Here is a 17917-nt window from a genome sequence, read left to right as displayed (position 1 = left end):
AGGAGAGCGAAAGTGCAGCCGACATTTCTTGCCGCGTCACCCTTTTTGCCGCTGATCGGGTTCAGCGTCCTGCTGCTGGCCGCCCACATTGCGCTGCAGGGAATGACGGCAACGCGGGAATTCGGGCTGGACTGGAATGCCGGTCCGCGGGATGCTGAAAAGAAGCCGCAGGGCAGGGTTGCCGGACGCGCCGCGCGTGCCTCGGCGAATTTTCGCGAGACCTATCCCGCTTTCATTGCGCTCGCCTTCGGTGTCATCATGGCCGGCGATCCGTCCGGGCTGGCCTTCACCGGCGCTTTGATCTGGCTGATCTGCCGGGTGGTCTATATTCCACTTTATCTCGCTGGTGTGCCCTATATCCGCTCGCTGGTCTGGCTCGGTTCGATGCTCGGTCTTGGGCTGATGCTTTTCGTGTTGATGTTTTAGAGGTTGATTTTCCCATGCATCAGTATCTGATCGAACTTGCATCCCTGATGGCGATCTTCTTTTTCGCGATCGTTTCTCCCGGCGCCGATCTGGCGATGGTCATGCGTCAGGCCATGGTGCATGGGCGCAAGCAGGCCATCATCACCAGCTTCGGTGTTGGCACATCCCTGATGTTCCACGTCACCTATACGATCCTTGGACTTGGTCTCATCATTTCCCAGTCGATCTATCTCTTCAACATCGTCAAGTGGTTGGGTGTTGCCTATCTGATCTATATCGGCATCAGGGCGCTACGCGCCGGCAAGACCGAATTGCCGGCTGCGGAAGGCGAAGATGGCGTTCGGGCCAGAAGCGGCCAGACTGCATTGAAGGCCTTCACGCTCGGTTTTGCCGCCAACGCGCTTAACCCCAAACCGGTGTTTTTCTTCCTGTCGATCTTTTCGACGGTGGTTCACGCGCATACGCCTGTTGGCATCAAGTTCGGATATGGGCTCGTCATGGCAAGCTGCCTTATCCTGTGGTTCGTCGGCGTCAGCCTGTTCATGACGACGCCGCGCATGCGCGCAGCTTTTCAGCGCGCCAGCCAATGGATCGACCGCACCAGTGGCGTGGTCTTCATCGCTCTCGGTATAAAACTCGCAACGGAAAAAGCGGCCTGAGTTTCAGGTCAAACGGAAGCAGGGCGGTTCAAAATCCTGCCCGCAATCAATCAGGAACAGAAACATGGCATATGATGTAGTGGTAATCGGTACGGGTCCCGGCGGTTATGTTTGCGCGGTCAAGGCGGCACAGCTTGGCTTGAAGGTCGCAGTGATCGAAAAGCGCGCGACCTATGGCGGCACCTGCCTCAATGTCGGCTGCATTCCTTCCAAGGCATTGCTGCACGCTTCCGAAACCTTCGCGCATGTGGCCCATGGCGTTGATACGCTTGGTATCGAAGTCGCCGCTCCGAAGCTGAACCTCGAGAAGATGATGGGGCACAAGGACAGCGTGGTGAAAGCCAATGTCGACGGCGTTGCCTTCCTGTTCAAGAAGAACAAGATCGATGCTTTCCAGGGCACGGGCAAGGTTGTATCCGCCGGCAAGGTCTCCGTCACCAACGACAAGGGCGAGAGCCAGGAAATCGAAGCCAAGAACATCGTCATCGCCACCGGTTCTGATGTTGCTGGTATTCCCGGCGTCCAGGTGGATATCGATGAAAGCGTCATCGTTTCCTCCACCGGCGCGATTGCGCTCTCCAAGGTTCCGGAAAAGCTCATCGTTGTGGGCGGCGGTGTTATCGGCCTCGAGCTTGGTTCGGTCTGGTCGCGTCTTGGCGCGAAGGTCACCGTCGTCGAATATCTCGACACCATTCTCGGCGGCATGGACAGCGAAGTCTCCAAGCAGGCTCAGCGTCTGCTCGCCAAGCAGGGTCTCGATTTCAAGCTCGGTGCCAAGGTGACGGGCGTTGAAAAGACGGGAACCGGCGCAAAGGTGGTGTTCGAGCCGGTCAAGGGTGGCGCGGCTGAAACGCTGGAAGCCAACGTTGTGCTGATCTCCACCGGTCGCAAGCCCTACACCGAGGGTCTCGGTCTTGCGGAAGCCGGTGTCGTGCTCGACAGCCGCGGCCGTGTCGAAATCGACGGCCACTTCAAGACCAATGTGGATGGCATCTACGCCATCGGCGACGTGGTGAAGGGCCCGATGCTGGCACATAAGGCGGAAGACGAGGGCGTCGCTCTTGCGGAAATTCTCGCCGGCCAGCGCGGCCATGTGAACTACGATGTCATTCCGGCCGTGGTCTATACGCAGCCGGAAGTCGCTTCCGTCGGCAAGACGGAAGAAGAACTGAAGGCCGCTGGTGTCGCCTACAAGGTCGGCAAGTTCCCCTTCACCGCCAATGGTCGCGCCCGCGCCATGCAGGTGACTGATGGGTTCGTGAAGATCCTCGCTGACAAGGAAACCGACCGGGTTCTCGGCGGCCATATCGTTGGTTTCGGCGCTGGCGAAATGATCCACGAGATCACCGTGCTGATGGAATTCGGTGGTTCCTCGGAAGATCTCGGCCGCACCTGCCATGCGCATCCGACCATGTCGGAAGCGGTGAAGGAAGCGGCGCTGGCGACTTTCTTCAAGCCGATCCATATGTGATTGTAGCCAATATTAAATTTCAGCCATAAAGCGAACCCCGGCTTGCAATGCAGGCCGGGGTTCAGCATAGTTGCGCCATAGCCTGTCTAACCTTTTGATAAAAGGCAATAAAATGGCGTCCTCCACTCAAGTTTCCTTCTCCGTTCCGCAGCGTATCCTTCACTGGACGATGGCGCTTCTGATCTTCTTCAACCTGTCGTTTCCGGACGGCATGGCCCATGCGTATCGGTTGATGCGGCGGGGTGAAACGCTGACGCCGGACCAGATCTCCTCGGCCAATATTCACGCGTATGTCGGCTTTGCCGTCCTGTCCCTTGCGGTTCTGCGCCTCTGTCTGCGGTTTTTCCAGGGGGTGCCGCCGCATCCCGCCAATGAACCGCGCGCTTCTCAAATCGCCGCGAAGGTCGCGCATTTCACCTTTTACGCGCTGTTTTTTGCCCTGCCATTGTCGGGCATTGCGGCCTATTATTTCGGCGCGCGAGTAGCAGGAGAATTGCATTCCGGGCCGTTCAAGGGGCTTATGTGGGTGTTGATCGCCGGCCACGTCGCTGCAGTTCTGGTTCATCAGTTCTACTGGCGCACCAATGTTCTGAAGCGTATGACGCACGGCTAACGCATTCCCGCTTTTCCGAAAGCGAAAACGCTCTATCTCTTTGTCTCTTCATATTTTCTGAAGCTAAACCCGCTCGAACTGCCATTAGCGGCGGTTTGTCACGTTCCCGGATGATCGGAAATAGTGATGATGAGCCTCGCCACACAAGGGGGCAATGAGGTTATGGGATGCGGGATAGCGAAGACATATTGCCGGGCGCGGACTGGCGGGATTGCTTTGAAGGAGAGATGGTGACGGCCGCATCGAGTTCACTCGATGTGAGCAGACTTCTCCTCGATCATCCTCCGGCATGGATCAGCGGCCTTATGGCGCTTCGAAACCGTCTCGTATCGCTTTTCGGTCTCAGAACGGTCGAGCTGGCGGCGGGTACTTCGGCGGGCGGATTTCCCGTGCTGTCGTCTACTGCGGACCGGACAGTGCTCGGCTTCGACGACAACCATCTCGATTTCCGTATCGTCGTCGATGTGGAACAGGAGCCTGGTCGGCAGATCGTGAAGGTCACGACTATCGTCCGGCGCAAGAATCTGTTCGGGCGTCTCTATCTTTTCGTCGTCGGGCCGTTTCATCGTCGCATCGTGCCGGCGACGATGCGGCCGTTTTGCGCCAATGTCCGCCCCGTCAAGACCGGAGACGAGTGGATCAGTCGACCCGTGTGAGGGTAAAGCCCTGCGCACGCAGGAGTTCAATTACGCCTTCTTCGCCCGGCAGGTGCAAAGCGCCGACGGCCATGAAGACATTGCCTTTGGCAAGCTCAGGGGCCGATCGCTCCGCCATGACGTGGTTGCGATCGGTGATGATGCGTTGCTCGAAGGCGGCGTAGCCCTGGTCATTTTCAGACGCTTTCTTGGGATCGATGCTCTTCAGCATGGGCATGGTCATGCCGATGTCACCGCTGACATAAAGATCGGTCATTGTCGTCATGATGTCGTCCATGCGGTCGCCCAATTCGAGCGTTTCGATCAGCGCCTGCAGATGAAATTCCATTGGCAGCTCAGACATGGCCGCAAGCTGCTCCACCATGGTCTCCAGCCCGACAAGATGCTTTCCGTCCGCGACTGCATCTTCAGCGAGCTTCTTGTCAAGGAAAGACAGGCCAGTGGCCTTGCGGGCAAATTCGCAGGCGGGAAGGGCGACGAAACTCGACAGCATCCATGGCTTCATGCGCGAAACGGCACTCAGCGGAATGCCGCGCTCCTTAAGACCCTTTTCAAGGCGTGCGACATTTTCGGGTGACAGGATGTCGGTGATCGACTTGCCGTCCAGAAACATGGTGAGGTCGGGTCTTGTCAGCAGCGATGCCGCAATTTTCTTGTCATCGACGATTTCGTCCGATTCCACGATGACCGTCGCGGCTTTTTCAAACGCGGGTGTTGCGGCCGCTGGCATTCCGAGAACACGTGGATCGGTGACATGCATGGTGCCGAGAAGAAAGGACGGTGCTGTCCCAGCTTTTTCGATGCGCCAGAAGTTGCCCTTGCCGTTCGGGATAGCTGCCGCTTCCTGTTCGATCTTCGCGAAGCCCTGCGGGTCGCTCTTGCGCATCTCCACGAGAATATCGCTGCCCGTGCAGCTTATCTCCTGTTCGGCGGCTTGCGCCTCACCTAACGATAGCAACGTTGCGAAGAGGATTGCGACAGCAGTGACGTGCAGAGCGGCGAGCAACCAGAGCAGGGTGTCGCCGGTCTTGCCCATCAGGGTGGCGGTGAGATTTTGTGGCTTTATCAGGCTTTGCATAGGTACCATCCGGTTCTAGTCCACTTATAGAACGGCGGCTTGGACGTCTGATTAATGACTATGGTTAAGCATTTCCTGCTTCATGCGCGCGGGTGGGCATTATCGTAGATTTCCAGCAATCTTGCGGTATCGACGCCGGTATAGATCTGCGTGGTGGAGAGGCTGGCATGGCCGAGCAGTTCCTGAATGGTGCGCAGGTCGCCGCCGCCGGCCAGTAGATGGGTGGCGAATGAGTGGCGCAGCGCATGCGGTGTGGCGTTTTCCGGCAGGCCGAAAGCGCCACGCAACTTCTGCATCTCGCGCTGGATGATGGCAGGTTGCAGCTTGCCGCCGCGCGCGCCGAGGAATAGCGGCTGGTCGGCAGCCAGATGATAGGGGCAGAGCTTTTTGTAGGCCTCAACCGTTTCCGTTACCACCGCCAGCAAAGGCACCATCCGGGTCTTGTTGCCTTTGCCGGTGATGCGAAGGCTGCGGGCGTCGGGCGTGAAGTCGGCTGGAGCCAGCCCGAGCGCCTCGGAGATGCGAAGACCGCAGCCATAAAGAAGCGAGAGAACCGCAGCGTTACGGGCGGCAATCCACGGCTCTTCATTCAATTGTGCCTCGGTGGTGGTTATTTTCAGCGCCTGCCGGTCCGTCAGCGGTTTTGGCAGAGATTTCGGCTGTTTCGGCGAGCGCATGGCGGTGGCCCCGGCCGCATTCACCAGACCTTTCTTTTGCAGATAGTGGAGAAAGGAACGCAGGCCCGCCAGATGCCGCCCCAGCGAGCGTGCGCCGGCGCCTTCCCTGCGACGACTGGCCAGAAAGGCGCGAAGATCGACCGGGCGCAGATCGGCGATATCGGCGATTGAAGCTGGCTTGCCGATGTAACCGGTGAGGAATGTCAAAAACTGGCGAGTGTCGCGCTCGTAGGCCTCGACGGTATTGTTCGCAAGGCGACGTTCACCGGCAATCGCGGCAAGCCAGGATTGGCGCTCGTTCAAGAGATCGGGTGTGGCAAAAGTCAGAATTTCGGTCACGGGGCGCTCCATTCCTCTCCCAACGCTATGCCCTTATGGTCAGTATTTGGTTAAGGCTCGCGCCTGGGCTTTGCATCTGGCGTGGACTTTACCGGGGTCAGCCATTACATCCGGGCGGTTTCCTTTTTCATTCCGCCGGGGCATGTTCGCCACATCATGGCAAAAGATTCGTCCGATCTGTTTGGGGCTCTGTTCGACCCGCCGTCGCTCACGCGCACGGTGCCCGTTCTCGTGCCGATGCCGGCGCCGGGACCCTACAGTTATGCCGTGCCTGACGATATGGTGGTGGAGACCGGCTCCATCGTTCAGGTGCCGCTTGGACCACGGCAGGTCTTCGGCGTGGTGTGGGACGATGCAGGAGAGAAGAGCGTCGATCCGAAAAAGCTGCGGCCCATCACCAAGAGTTTCGAGTGCCCGCCGCTGAAAGCGGAAATGCGGCGCTTCATCGACTGGGTTGCCGCTTACACGCTTTCTCCGCCCGGCCTTGTGGCGCGCATGGCCCTACGCGCGCCCGCCGCCTTCGATCCCGAACCCATGATCGAGGGGCTGCGGCTGACCGAAGGCAGGCCGGAGCGGCTTACTCCCGCCCGCGAGAGAGTGATGGAGCTGGCGGCCGAGGGCCATGGCTGGACGAAGAGTGGCCTTGCCCATGCCGCCGGCGTTTCTACCAGCGTTGTCGATGGTCTGGTCAAGCAGGGCGTATTCGAGACGGTTTTTCTGCCCGCGCCGCCCGTTTTGGCCGATCCTGATCCCGACTATGCCGAGCCGCGACTGGAAGGCCCGCAGAAACAGGCGGCATCGGAAATTCTCGAGGATGTGCGCAAGGGTGGTTTCCATGTTTCACTGATTGATGGTGTGACCGGCTCCGGCAAAACCGAGGTCTATTTCGAGGCGGTGGCGGAAACGCTGCGACAAGGCAAGCAGGTCCTCATCCTGTTGCCGGAAATCGCGCTGACGGCGGCCTTCCTGGATCGCTTTCACGACCGCTTCGGCGCCAAGCCGGCGGAATGGCATTCTGACCTGTCGCCGCGCATGCGCGAAAAGGTCTGGCGACAGGCGGTGACGGGTGAGGTGAAGGTGGTGGCCGGCGCGCGCTCGGCGCTGTTCCTTCCCTTCGACAATCTCGGCCTCATTATCGTCGATGAGGAGCATGACCCGGCCTACAAGCAGGAAGACCGCGTCTTTTACAATGCCCGCGACATGGCGGTCGTCAGAGCCCGGATCGGGGATTTCCCGGTGGTGCTGGTCTCCGCCACGCCGTCAGTGGAAAGCCAGGTCAACGGCAGTTCTGGCCGCTATAACACCATCCATCTGCATACGCGCTTCGGCGATGCGGCGATGCCCGATCTGCATCTGATCGATATGCGTCGCCATCCGCCGGAAAGGGGAGGGTTTCTTTCGCCGGTTCTCCTGCGCGGCATCGGCAAAACCATCGAAAAGGGCGAGCAGTCCCTGCTCTTTCTCAATCGTCGCGGTTACGCGCCGCTGACGCTCTGCCGGGTCTGCGGTCACCGTTTCCAGTGCCCGCAATGTTCGAGCTGGCTGGTGGAGCACCGGTTCCGCAATCAACTGCAATGCCACCAGTGCGGTCACAACGAGCCGACGCCGGACCATTGCCCGGAATGCGGCACCTTCGATCATCTGGTGGCCTGCGGGCCGGGGGTAGAGCGGATCGCCGAGGAGGTGGAGAAACATTTTCCCGAGGCCCGCACCATCGTGCTCTCCTCTGACCTGATGGGCGTCAAGCGGCTGCGTCTGGAGCTGGAGGCGATCGTCAAGGGAGAGGCGGACATCGTCATCGGCACGCAGCTGGTTGCCAAGGGGCACAACTTCCCCCTTATGACGCTTGTCGGTATTGTCGACGCCGATCTCGGGCTTGCCAATGGCGATCCGCGCGCAGCGGAGCGAACGTTCCAGCTGCTCTCGCAGGTGACCGGTCGCGCCGGGCGAACCGGGCTGAAAAGCCACGGCCTGTTGCAAACCTACCAGCCGCAACACCCTGTCATGCAGGCAATCGTGTCCGGCGATGCATCTGCCTTTTACGAAAGGGAGATCGTGGAGCGGGAAAAAGCCGTTCTTCCGCCTTTCGGACGGCTTGCCTCAATCATCGTTTCCGCCGATACGCGTGCGGAGGCCGAAACCCATGCGCGGGGTTTAAGGGCGGCAGCACCGCAGGTTACGGGCATCATGCTGCTCGGCCCGGCGGAAGCGCCGCTGGCGCTTATCCGTGGCCGGCACCGTTTTCGCCTGCTGGTGCATGGGCGGCGCAATTCCGACATGCAATCCTTCCTTCGAACGCTTCTGGCCAATGGCCCGAAGGAACGGGGCAGCGTGCATGTGCAGCTCGATATCGATCCGCAAAGTTTCCTTTGAACTTTATCAATGGGGACGTTTTCCCGCTGTCATGACCGTGTCATAACGCAGCAGGCAAAAATGATTTGGGGAACGAGATGGAGTTTTATTTTCCCGCCGAATTCGGCGAGCAGCTGGCCTTCGGCGCTGCGGTGGTGTCGGTCGTGATCGGCCTCTTTTTCATGTTTGCACCAGGCGTTACTCTGCGTGCCTTCGGTCTGCAGGCGATCGGCGAGCGCCGGGATGGTTACGCGCTTGTGCGCTCGTCGCTTGCCGGTTTTTATCTCGGCCTCGGTGCTTCCGCCCTGCTTCTGGCGCAGCCCATGGTCTATCTCGCCTTCGGTGCGGCTTTCGGTCTCAGCGTGTTCGGCGGCATTCTCTCCATTCTCTCGGATGGAGGCGCAACAGTGCGGAATTTCATACTTCTGGTTGTACACCTTCTGTTGTCTGCACTGTCGTTGAGCTACGTGTTCGGACTGGTCTGAGACGGGCTTTTTGGCTTTTGTGCCGCACCTGCGGCGCATCCTGGGCGGAATCGGAAAATTTAAACGCATTCCCCCTTGCCCAAACGGCGCTTTCCGCTATTACGCGTGTTGCGAGTCCCGGCGTCCTATGCTAGACGGACCGCGAAATTGGGAAAAGGCAGGGGGGAATTCCGGTCTTTTTCGGGGAAATTGAAACGATTTCAAGAATTTGATGCGGAGGATCCCCCTCGCTGATGTTCTTGGACGATTAGCAGGGAAAAAGTGCCCGTGGCAGATACCTCCCATGGAACATCCGGTGTAGCCGAAAGGTATGCATCGTCGCTTTTCGAGCTTGCTTTGGAAGCGGGTGCGGTCGAGGCAGTTGGAGCCGATCTGGACAGGTTCGGCGCACTTCTCGATGGAAGTGACGATTTGAAGCGTCTGGTTGCGAGCCCGGTGTTTTCCGCCGAGGATCAGTTCAAGGCAATCACCGCAATCTGCGAGAAGGCCGGTATTGCCGGTCTTGCTGTCAATTTCCTCAAGGTCGTTGCGAATAACCGCCGTCTGTTTGCCGTTCCCGGCATGATCCGCGCCTATCGCTCCATTGCTGCTGCCCATCGCGGCGAAATTACCGCCGAGGTCACCTCGGCACATGCGCTCGACGAAGCGCAAGAAACTGAACTGAAGGCGGCGCTGAAGAGCGTTACCGGCAAGGATGTGACGGTTTCCGTTACCGTTGATCCTTCGATCCTCGGTGGCCTGATCGTCAAGGTTGGTTCTCGCCAGATCGATACGTCTCTTCGCACCAAACTTTCCACCCTTAAGCTTGCACTGAAAGAGGTTGGCTGATGGATATCCGCGCCGCGGAAATTTCCGCAATTCTGAAAGATCAAATCAAAAATTTCGGCAACGAGGCGGAAGTCTCGGAAGTCGGTCAGGTGCTTTCCGTCGGTGACGGTATCGCCCGCGTCTATGGTCTCGACAATGTTCAGGCCGGCGAAATGGTCGAGTTTCCTGGCGGCGTTCGCGGCATGGCGCTCAACCTCGAAGCCGACAACGTCGGTGTGGTTATCTTCGGTTCCGACCGTGCCATCAAGGAAGGCGACACCGTAAAGCGGACTGGCGCTATCGTTGACGTTCCGGTTGGCCCGGAACTGCTCGGCCGCGTCGTTGACGCCCTTGGCAACCCGATCGACGGCAAAGGCCCGATCAACGCCGCCAAGCGTTCGCGCGTTGACGTCAAGGCTCCCGGCATCATTCCGCGTAAGTCGGTTCATGAGCCGATGTCGACCGGCCTCAAGGCCATCGACGCCCTCATCCCGGTTGGCCGTGGCCAGCGCGAGCTCGTCATCGGCGACCGCCAGACCGGCAAGACCGCGATCATTCTCGACGCGATCCTGAACCAGAAGGCCATTCACGACAATGGTCCGGAAGGCGACAAGCTTTATTGCGTCTACGTTGCTATCGGCCAGAAGCGTTCGACCGTTGCCCAGTTCGTAAAGGTTCTGGAAGAGCGCGGCGCCCTGCAGTATTCGATCATCATTGCTGCCACGGCTTCCGACCCGGCTCCGATGCAGTACTTGGCACCGTTTGCCGGTTGCGCCATGGGCGAATACTTCCGTGATAACGGCAAGCACGCCCTCATCGGTTATGACGACCTTTCCAAGCAGGCCGTTGCTTACCGTCAGATGTCGCTTCTGCTGCGCCGTCCTCCGGGCCGCGAAGCTTATCCGGGCGACGTTTTCTACCTTCACTCCCGTCTTCTGGAGCGCGCTGCAAAGCTCTCCGACGAAATGGGTGCTGGCTCTCTGACGGCTCTGCCTGTCATCGAAACCCAGGGCAACGACGTTTCGGCCTTCATTCCGACCAACGTGATCTCGATCACCGACGGCCAGATCTTCCTTGAAACCGACCTGTTCTACCAGGGTATCCGTCCGGCCGTTAACGTCGGCCTGTCGGTTTCGCGCGTTGGTTCTGCCGCCCAGATCAAGGCGATGAAGCAGGTCGCCGGTTCGATCAAGGGTGAACTTGCCCAGTATCGCGAAATGGCCGCCTTCGCCCAGTTCGGCTCGGACCTTGACGCTTCCACGCAGCGCCTGCTTAACCGCGGTGCCCGCCTGACCGAGCTTCTGAAGCAGCCGCAGTTCTCTCCGCTCAAGACGGAAGAGCAGGTCGCGGTGATCTTCGCCGGTGTCAACGGTTATCTCGACAAGATCCCGGTCGCGCAGGTCGGCAAGTTCGAGCAGGGTCTGCTCTCCTACCTCCGCTCGGAAGGCAAGGCGATCCTCGACACCATCCGCACGGAAAAGGCAATCAGCGACGATACCAAGAGCAAGCTCAAGGGCGCTCTTGATAGCTTCGCGAAGTCTTTCTCGTAATTAGGGCTCTTTTACTCGGACGGATAACGGATGCCTTCACTAAAGGATCTGAAAAACCGCATTGCCTCCGTAAAGGCGACGCAGAAGATTACCAAGGCGATGAAAATGGTCGCCGCGGCGAAGCTTCGGCGCGCCCAGGAAGCTGCGGAGGCCGCCCGGCCTTATTCGCAGCGCATGGGCGCCGTTCTTGCCAACATCGCCAAGGCGGTAGAGGCGGACGTCGCTCCGGCGCTGATGACCGGCACCGGCAAGGACAACGTGCATCTGCTCGTTGTCTGCACCGCTGAACGTGGTCTTTGCGGCGGTTTCAACTCGCAGATTTCCCGTTTTGCCCGCGATCAAGCCCGCAAGCTGATTTCCGAAGGCAAAACGGTCAAGATCATCACGGTCGGCAAGAAGGGTTACGACAGCCTTCGTCGCGAATTCGCAGCTAATATCATCGAGCGCATCGAACTGCGCGAAGTGAAGAAGGTCGGTTTCGAAAACGCCGACCAGATCGCCAAGAAGGTGATCTCCCTGTTCAATGCGGGTGAATTTGACGTCTGCACGCTGATCTACTCGGAATTCAAGTCCGTCATCAGCCAGATCCCGACCGGTCTGCAGCTTATTCCTGCCGCAGTCCCTGTTGTGGAAGAGGTTGAGGCAACGCAGAGCGCCGTCTACGAATATGAGCCTGATGCGGCTTCTATTCTGGAAGACCTTATTCCGCGCAACATTTCGGTTCAGGTTTTCCGGGCTCTGCTCGAAAACGTTGCCGGTGAAATGGGCGCCAAGATGAGCGCGATGGACAACGCAACGCGCAATGCCGGTGATATGATCAACAAGCTGACGCTTTCCTACAACCGTCAGCGTCAGGCTCAGATCACCAAGGAACTCATTGAAATCATTTCGGGCGCGGAAGCGCTCTGAGGTAAGGAAAGAGGGTAAGGATAATGGCTAAGGCAGCTACCCCCAAGAAAACCGCAGCGGTGAACGGCGCGGGCAAGGTTACCCAGGTTATCGGCGCTGTTGTCGACGTGGCGTTCGAAGGCGAACTGCCTCCGATCCTCAACGCGCTCGAAACCGATAACAACGGCAACCGCCTGGTTCTGGAAGTCGCTCAGCATCTCGGCGAAAACGTCGTACGCACGATCGCCATGGACTCGACCGAAGGTCTCGTCCGCGGTCAGGTCGTCGCTGATACGGGCGCCCCGATCGAGGTTCCTGTCGGTCTGGAAACGCTCGGCCGCATCATGAACGTCATCGGTGAGCCGGTTGACGAAGCAGGTCCGATCGTAACGGCCAAGAAGCGCGCCATCCACCAGGACGCACCGTCTTACGTCGAGCAGTCGACGGAAGGCCAGATCCTTGTTACCGGCATCAAGGTCGTTGACCTTCTGGCTCCTTACGCCAAGGGCGGCAAGATCGGCCTGTTCGGCGGCGCTGGCGTTGGCAAGACGGTTCTCATCATGGAACTGATCAACAACGTCGCCAAGGCGCACGGTGGTTACTCGGTATTCGCCGGCGTGGGTGAGCGTACCCGCGAAGGTAACGACCTCTATCACGAAATGATCGAGTCGAACGTCAACAAGCTTGGCGGCGGCGAAGGTTCCAAGGCAGCTCTCGTTTACGGCCAGATGAATGAACCGCCGGGCGCCCGCGCTCGCGTCGCTCTGACCGGTCTGACGATCGCTGAAAACTTCCGCGACGAAGGCCAGGACGTTCTGTTCTTCGTGGACAACATCTTCCGCTTCACGCAGGCTGGTTCGGAAGTGTCGGCTCTTCTCGGCCGTATTCCTTCGGCTGTGGGCTATCAGCCGACGCTCGCAACCGACATGGGCCAGATGCAGGAACGCATCACCACCACGAACAAGGGTTCGATCACCTCGGTTCAGGCGATTTACGTTCCCGCCGACGACTTGACCGACCCTGCGCCGGCCACTTCGTTCGCGCACCTTGACGCAACGACGGTTCTGTCGCGTTCGATCGCAGAAAAGGGTATTTACCCGGCTGTTGACCCGCTCGACTCCACCTCGCGCATGCTCGACCCGATGATCGTCGGTGAAGAACACTACGAGGTTGCCCGTAAGGTTCAGTCGACCCTGCAGCGCTACAAGTCCCTTCAGGACATCATCGCCATCCTCGGCATGGACGAACTGTCGGAAGAAGACAAGCTGACGGTTGCCCGCGCCCGTAAGATCGAGCGCTTCCTGTCGCAGCCGTTCTTCGTTGCCGAAGTCTTCACCGGTTCTCCGGGCAAGCTCGTCGCACTCGAAGACACGATCAAGGGCTTCAAGGGCCTGGTCAACGGCGAATACGACAGCCTGCCGGAAGCAGCTTTCTACATGGTCGGTTCGATGGAAGAAGCCATCGAAAAGGCAAAGAAGCTGACTGCTGAAGCTGCCTGATTATGAATTGGCGGGCGCGTGGTTCGACCACGCGCCTTGCCGACGGTGACGGTGAAACCGGAACGGCTTTGCCGGCGTTTTAATAAAAGTCCGTGACGCCCGCGTAATTGAAAAGAAGTGAATAGCCATGGCTGACAGTTTCAAATTCGATCTCGTTTCCCCGGAACGTCTGCTCGTTTCCGAAACGGTTACGGAAGTCGTCATTCCGGCTACGCTGGGTGAGATGACGGTTCTGGCCAATCACGCGCCCACCATGACGACGATCAAGCCGGGCTTGGTGACTGTGAAATTCGCCTCTGGCGAAACCCATAAATACGTCGTTTTCGGTGGTTTTGCCGATATTCTTCCGACAGGTTGCACGCTTCTCGCCGAATCGGCTGTTTCGGCTGACGATATGTCCCCTGACACGCTGCAGAAGCGCATCGATTTGGCCAAGGCCGAAATCCAGGAAGGCAATCATCACCACGAGCATCTGACCAAGCTTGAAAAGCATCTCTACGAACTGACGAACCTGCATGAGGTTCTCGTCGCCGCTTGAAAGCACCGGGCGGGTTCGAAAGAATGACTGTCCACACAATACCTAAAACAAAAAAGCGGCCGTTTCGGTCGCTTTTTTGTTTTCGGCCACTGCCTGTTTTCTTAAGCAGGCAGAAAAATCTGAGTTCTCGTTCCAGTAAAAGCGTCTCGGTCCGCTCATTACGTTTGCGGAAATCGATTCCGATTTTCAGGGCGATAGGCTAGACATGAGGGTGAAAAGTAACATCGCTGTTGTCGATCGAGAGCAGACGAGAAGCCATGTTTCTTGTCATGGAGGGATGATCGCCGTGTCGATAGAAGCCAGTTATCGAAGGGTCGCAAGATCCGCGCTGCGACAGGGCGCCCTTAGCGCGGGTGAGCGCGCCGTGCCGGAGGAGGTGCCGGTTGCCTTTTCTTACGGCGGCAGCACCCATGCCGTGATGATGGCTAGTCCCGCTGATCTTGTCGATTTCGCCGTCGGCTTCAGCCTGACAGAGGGCATCATTTCGGCACGCACCGAAATCCGGGCGATAGAGGTCATTGAAGCCGGGCAGGGCTATGATGTCCAGGTGGATCTGATGGATGCCGAGGCTGATGCCCTGCGGGCGAGACGGCGGCATATGGCAGGTCCGGTTGGTTGCGGTCTGTGCGGGATCGAATCCATAGAACAGGCGGTTCGCGTGGTCCCCGATCTCAGCGGCGTGAGAATGTCGATCCACGGTGATGACATCGTTGCCGCAGTGAAAGCACTGAGCGACGCACAAAGCCTCAACCGCGAAACCAGGGCCGTTCACGGTGCGGGTTTTTACAGTCCTCAAGATGGTTTGCTTGCGGTGCGCGAAGATGTCGGTCGCCACAATGCGCTCGACAAGTTGGCCGGTGCTGTCGTGAATGCCGGTATTTCCGCCAAGACAGGCATTGTTGCCGTCACCAGTCGCCTCTCGGTGGAGATGGTTCAGAAGACAGCGATCCTTGGTAGTCCGGTTATGGCAGCAATTTCGGCTCCTACCGCGCTTGCCATCGAAACCGCCGAGAGTGCGGGCATCACGCTTGTTGCGCTGGTGCGGGGTGAAGACTTCGAAATCTTCACCCGTGCGGACCGCGTCATTTTATAATGCCAGTTGCCGGCCGGCATTGGCATCCGGGCTTCGAAGCATACTAAAACTCCGCCCATTCGGGCGCAGCATTTCCGTGAGACCTTGCCGTTGCGTATCGCGGCTGTGGTGCTGTCAGCCTCGTTATTGCAGCGGGTCTTTTATTGATCTGCTGGGCGGATGATATCTGTCCTTCGCGCGTTATTCTGAACTGCCGGAGCAATTCGTGCAGGTTGTCCGCTTCATTGGCGAGGCCGTGGCTGGCGGCAGTGGTTTCTTCCACCATGGCGGCGTTTTTCTGGGTCGCCTGATCCATGACGTTGACGGCCTGGTTGATTTCTCTCAGACCGTTGGCCTGTTCGCGCGAGGCCTCGACGATGGCCGAGACGTTGGCATCGATTTCGCCCATTTGCGATTGAATATCCCGCAGTGCACCGCCGGTTCTGCCAACGAGATCGACGCCATTGGCGACCTGTTCGCGGGAGGTGTTGATGAGGGACTTGATTTCCTTGGCAGCAACGGCGGATCGTTGCGCGAGTTCCCGCACCTCTTGGGCGACCACCGCGAAACCCTTGCCCGCTTCACCGGCACGGGCAGCTTCCACGCCCGCATTCAGCGCCAGAAGATTGGTCTGGAATGCAATGTCGTCAATGACGCCGATGATGTTGGTGATTTCACCGGAGGAGCGCGAAATCGCGTCCATGGCGGAAATTGCCTGCTGAACGACTTCACCGGAATGTTCGGCATGTTCTCTCGTGCGCAACACCAGTTTCCCGGCCTCGCCGGCGCGCTGGCTGGCATCGGTCACGGTGGTGGTGATTTGCTCCAGCGCCGCTGCTGTTTCTTCCAGCGAGGCCGCCTGCTGTTCGGTTCGCTGCGAGAGTTGATCGGCGGCCATGCGGATTTCACCCGAGCCGGATGCGATTGTCGAGGCATTGTGAGCGATCGTCTGCATGGTGGACTGAAGTTTGCCGACCACGTCGTTGAAGTCCTGGCGCAATTTCTCCATGCTGGGCACGAAGCTGCTATCGAGGCGCTGCACCAGGTCACCCTCGGCCAGTGCCTGCAAGGCATCGGCGAGAATGGTGATGGCGCTCATGCGCGGCGTCACGTCGGTTGCGAATTTGACAACCTTCACCACCTTGCCCGTCTCATCCAATACCGGGTTGTAAGCGGCCTGGATCCATATCTCCTTGCCATTCTTTCCATAACGAACAAATTCGTCCGAGATGAATTCTCCGGATGCCAGCCGCGGCCAGAAATTGGCATAGGCTGGCGATGCGGCATAGGCCGGATCGCAGAACATACGGTGGTGCCGGCCTTCGATTTCCTTAAGGTCGTAGTTTACAGTGGCGCAGAAATTCGGATTGGCGGTAATGATCGTGCCATCCGGCAAAAATTCGATGGTGGCCTGGGAGCGTGAAAGCGCTTCGAGTTTGCCAGCATCTTCTACAGCCTTGATCTTCTTGGCTGTGATGTCGGTCGCTATCTTGACAACCTTATAGGGTTTGCCTGACCTGAAGACGGGGTTGTAGGAGGCCTCTATCCATATGGTCGATCCATCCTTGCGTATGCGGCGATATTCCTTGCCCTGAAATTCGCCGCGCGCAAGAGATTCCCAGAATTCCTGGTATGCGTGCGATGCGACAAATTCCCGGTCGCAGAAGATACGATGATGCTTGCCGACGATCTCTGCGAGATCATAGCCCAGCGTCACACAGAAATTGCTGTTTGCCGTAAGAATATTGCCTTTAAGATCGAATTCTATGACTGCCTGCGATCTGGATATCGCATCGAGCATATTTCGATTGTCTGCGCTTTTCCCTAACCCCAGCATTAACGTCCCCCAAATAGCGGCCTCGGCGCGCGCTGCCGCACAGGAGGTGTGGTCGGCGCCGTATCATGTTGAACAACGAACAGGTTCTGCCGCCAAAGGCAGCAATGCAGGCACTGCGACTTGTCAGCCTCGGTCAGGTATCGGACCCCGCGTGATGTGATGTAGGCGCGGTACTGTTCGTCGGCTTTTAATATTAGATATCTATAATATTAAAATGTTCTTATTTAATAAAAGAGACGGTCATGAAAACAAAAACCGCCGGGCAGGTGCTCCGGCGGTTTGGTTCAATGGTCAATAGTCTCGTATTTGAGCCTTTGTTCTTAGGTTGCCTAAGAACGCGAACCGGCCGTCATGCAAAGGAATTGCAACGATCAGGCGGCGAGATCTTCCGCTTCGGTTCCCTTGAACATCTTTGCAAGGTTCAGGAAGCAGATCATGCCATGTTCGTTGGCAATGATGCCTTCGGAGTAGGACTTGTCGAAAGAGGCCGAGATTTCCGGAACCGGCTGGACCTGATTTGCCGGGATCGTCAGAATGTCCGAAACGCGGTCGACGAGCATGCCGATGACCATGTTGTGCACTTCGGCCACCACGATGGCGCTTCTTTCATTTGCGACGGTGCTTTTCATTCCGAGTTTGTGTGCGAGATCGATGATCGGAATAACCGAACCGCGCAGGTTCATGACGCCGATGACGTCTTTCGGCGCGTGGGGAATGGGCGTTGAAGGCGCCCAGCCGCGAATTTCGCGGATAGTCGTCGTCTTCACGCAGAATTCCTGATCATGCAGGCGGAATGCGATGATTTCGAGCGTCTCGCCGCCAAAGTTGGTAGAGTTTATCATTGCCATCAGAATTCTTCCCAATGCTCGCTGTGGAGGCCAGCGCAAGTGCACCGACACTTGCATATGCGAATTTGGCGTTCTGCCTGGTGCCTGAACAGCCGGAAACAATATTTTCCGCCTTCAATGGA

The 17917-nt window shown here is 58.2% G+C and carries 17 protein-coding genes; 13 read left to right on the top strand and 4 right to left on the bottom strand.

What is annotated here, in order from left to right:
• Nucleotides 1-12 precede the first annotated feature (12 nt).
• The 5 genes from ASD46_RS15405 (at nt 13) to ASD46_RS15385 (ending at nt 3825) form a co-directional block, all read left to right on the top strand.
• Nucleotides 13-426 (top strand): MAPEG family protein, encoded by a 414-nt coding sequence (locus tag ASD46_RS15405; protein ID WP_025594549.1) that lies wholly within the window; start codon nt 13-15, stop codon nt 424-426.
• Between the two features lie 14 nt (nt 427-440).
• Nucleotides 441-1085: a LysE family translocator gene (locus ASD46_RS15400; RefSeq protein WP_019566053.1), complete on the top strand. Its 645-nt coding sequence runs from the start codon at nt 441-443 to the stop codon at nt 1083-1085.
• A 64-nt stretch (nt 1086-1149) separates the two neighbouring features.
• Nucleotides 1150-2556 (top strand): dihydrolipoyl dehydrogenase, encoded by a 1407-nt coding sequence (gene lpdA / locus ASD46_RS15395; RefSeq protein ID WP_019566054.1) that lies wholly within the window; start codon nt 1150-1152, stop codon nt 2554-2556.
• Nucleotides 2557-2668: 112 nt separating this feature from the next.
• On the top strand, nt 2669-3169 hold the full coding sequence (locus tag ASD46_RS15390) for a cytochrome b (protein ID WP_025594546.1): 501 nt from the start codon (nt 2669-2671) through the stop codon (nt 3167-3169).
• Nucleotides 3170-3336: 167 nt separating this feature from the next.
• Nucleotides 3337-3825, top strand: a complete 489-nt coding sequence (locus ASD46_RS15385; protein ID WP_003516737.1) for a DUF2867 domain-containing protein — start codon at nt 3337-3339, stop codon at nt 3823-3825.
• Here the strand turns inward: ASD46_RS15385 and ASD46_RS15380 are convergent.
• Nucleotides 3809-4903: a TraB/GumN family protein gene (locus ASD46_RS15380; RefSeq protein WP_013636881.1), complete on the bottom strand. Its 1095-nt coding sequence runs from the start codon at nt 4901-4903 to the stop codon at nt 3809-3811. The two genes, ASD46_RS15385 and ASD46_RS15380, sit on opposite strands and share 17 nt — an antisense overlap.
• An 80-nt stretch (nt 4904-4983) precedes the next feature.
• Nucleotides 4984-5931: a tyrosine recombinase XerC gene (locus ASD46_RS15375; protein ID WP_025594544.1), complete on the bottom strand. Its 948-nt coding sequence runs from the start codon at nt 5929-5931 to the stop codon at nt 4984-4986.
• A 144-nt stretch (nt 5932-6075) separates the two neighbouring features.
• Here ASD46_RS15375 and ASD46_RS15370 point away from each other — a divergent pair, with 144 nt between their 5' ends.
• From ASD46_RS15370 to fdhD, 8 genes are all read left to right on the top strand, one after another.
• A complete protein-coding gene (locus ASD46_RS15370) occupies nt 6076-8292 on the top strand; it encodes a primosomal protein N' (RefSeq protein WP_025594543.1) in 2217 nt (738 codons plus the stop codon).
• 77 nt (nt 8293-8369) lie between these two features.
• Nucleotides 8370-8756 (top strand): phage infection protein, encoded by a 387-nt coding sequence (locus tag ASD46_RS15365; protein WP_019566060.1) that lies wholly within the window; start codon nt 8370-8372, stop codon nt 8754-8756.
• 261 nt (nt 8757-9017) lie between these two features.
• Nucleotides 9018-9584, top strand: a complete 567-nt coding sequence (locus ASD46_RS15360; protein ID WP_025594541.1) for a F0F1 ATP synthase subunit delta — start codon at nt 9018-9020, stop codon at nt 9582-9584.
• Nucleotides 9584-11113: a F0F1 ATP synthase subunit alpha gene (gene atpA, locus ASD46_RS15355; RefSeq protein ID WP_003516747.1), complete on the top strand. Its 1530-nt coding sequence runs from the start codon at nt 9584-9586 to the stop codon at nt 11111-11113. Before ASD46_RS15360 ends, atpA begins: the two co-directional genes overlap by 1 nt.
• 30 nt (nt 11114-11143) lie before the next feature.
• Nucleotides 11144-12022 carry a F0F1 ATP synthase subunit gamma gene (locus tag ASD46_RS15350; RefSeq protein WP_003516748.1) on the top strand — a complete coding sequence of 293 codons (879 nt, stop codon included), beginning with the start codon at nt 11144-11146 and terminating at the stop codon, nt 12020-12022.
• 23 nt (nt 12023-12045) lie between these two features.
• The gene (gene atpD, locus ASD46_RS15345) at nt 12046-13500 is read left to right on the top strand and encodes a F0F1 ATP synthase subunit beta (protein ID WP_003516750.1); all 1455 of its coding nucleotides are present in this window, start codon (nt 12046-12048) and stop codon (nt 13498-13500) included.
• A 127-nt stretch (nt 13501-13627) separates the two neighbouring features.
• The gene (locus ASD46_RS15340) at nt 13628-14038 is read left to right on the top strand and encodes a F0F1 ATP synthase subunit epsilon (RefSeq protein ID WP_003516751.1); all 411 of its coding nucleotides are present in this window, start codon (nt 13628-13630) and stop codon (nt 14036-14038) included.
• A gap of 277 nt (nt 14039-14315) precedes the next feature.
• Nucleotides 14316-15131 carry a formate dehydrogenase accessory sulfurtransferase FdhD gene (fdhD, locus tag ASD46_RS15335; RefSeq protein ID WP_025594539.1) on the top strand — a complete coding sequence of 272 codons (816 nt, stop codon included), beginning with the start codon at nt 14316-14318 and terminating at the stop codon, nt 15129-15131.
• Nucleotides 15132-15174: 43 nt separating this feature from the next.
• Here the strand turns inward: fdhD and ASD46_RS15330 are convergent, their stop codons facing one another.
• The gene (locus ASD46_RS15330; protein WP_025594538.1) at nt 15175-16947 is read right to left on the bottom strand and encodes a methyl-accepting chemotaxis protein; all 1773 of its coding nucleotides are present in this window, start codon (nt 16945-16947) and stop codon (nt 15175-15177) included.
• Nucleotides 16948-17318: 371 nt separating this feature from the next.
• A complete protein-coding gene (locus ASD46_RS15325) occupies nt 17319-17795 on the bottom strand; it encodes a chemotaxis protein CheW (protein WP_003504949.1) in 477 nt (158 codons plus the stop codon).
• Between the last annotated feature and the right edge of the window lie 122 nt (nt 17796-17917).

It is taken from the genome of Rhizobium sp. Root491 (assembly GCF_001427205.1).
Lineage (GTDB): Bacteria > Pseudomonadota > Alphaproteobacteria > Rhizobiales > Rhizobiaceae > Agrobacterium > Agrobacterium tumefaciens.
The sequence above is the reverse complement of the archived record's forward strand: the minus strand, read 5'-3'. Positions and strand labels throughout refer to the sequence as shown.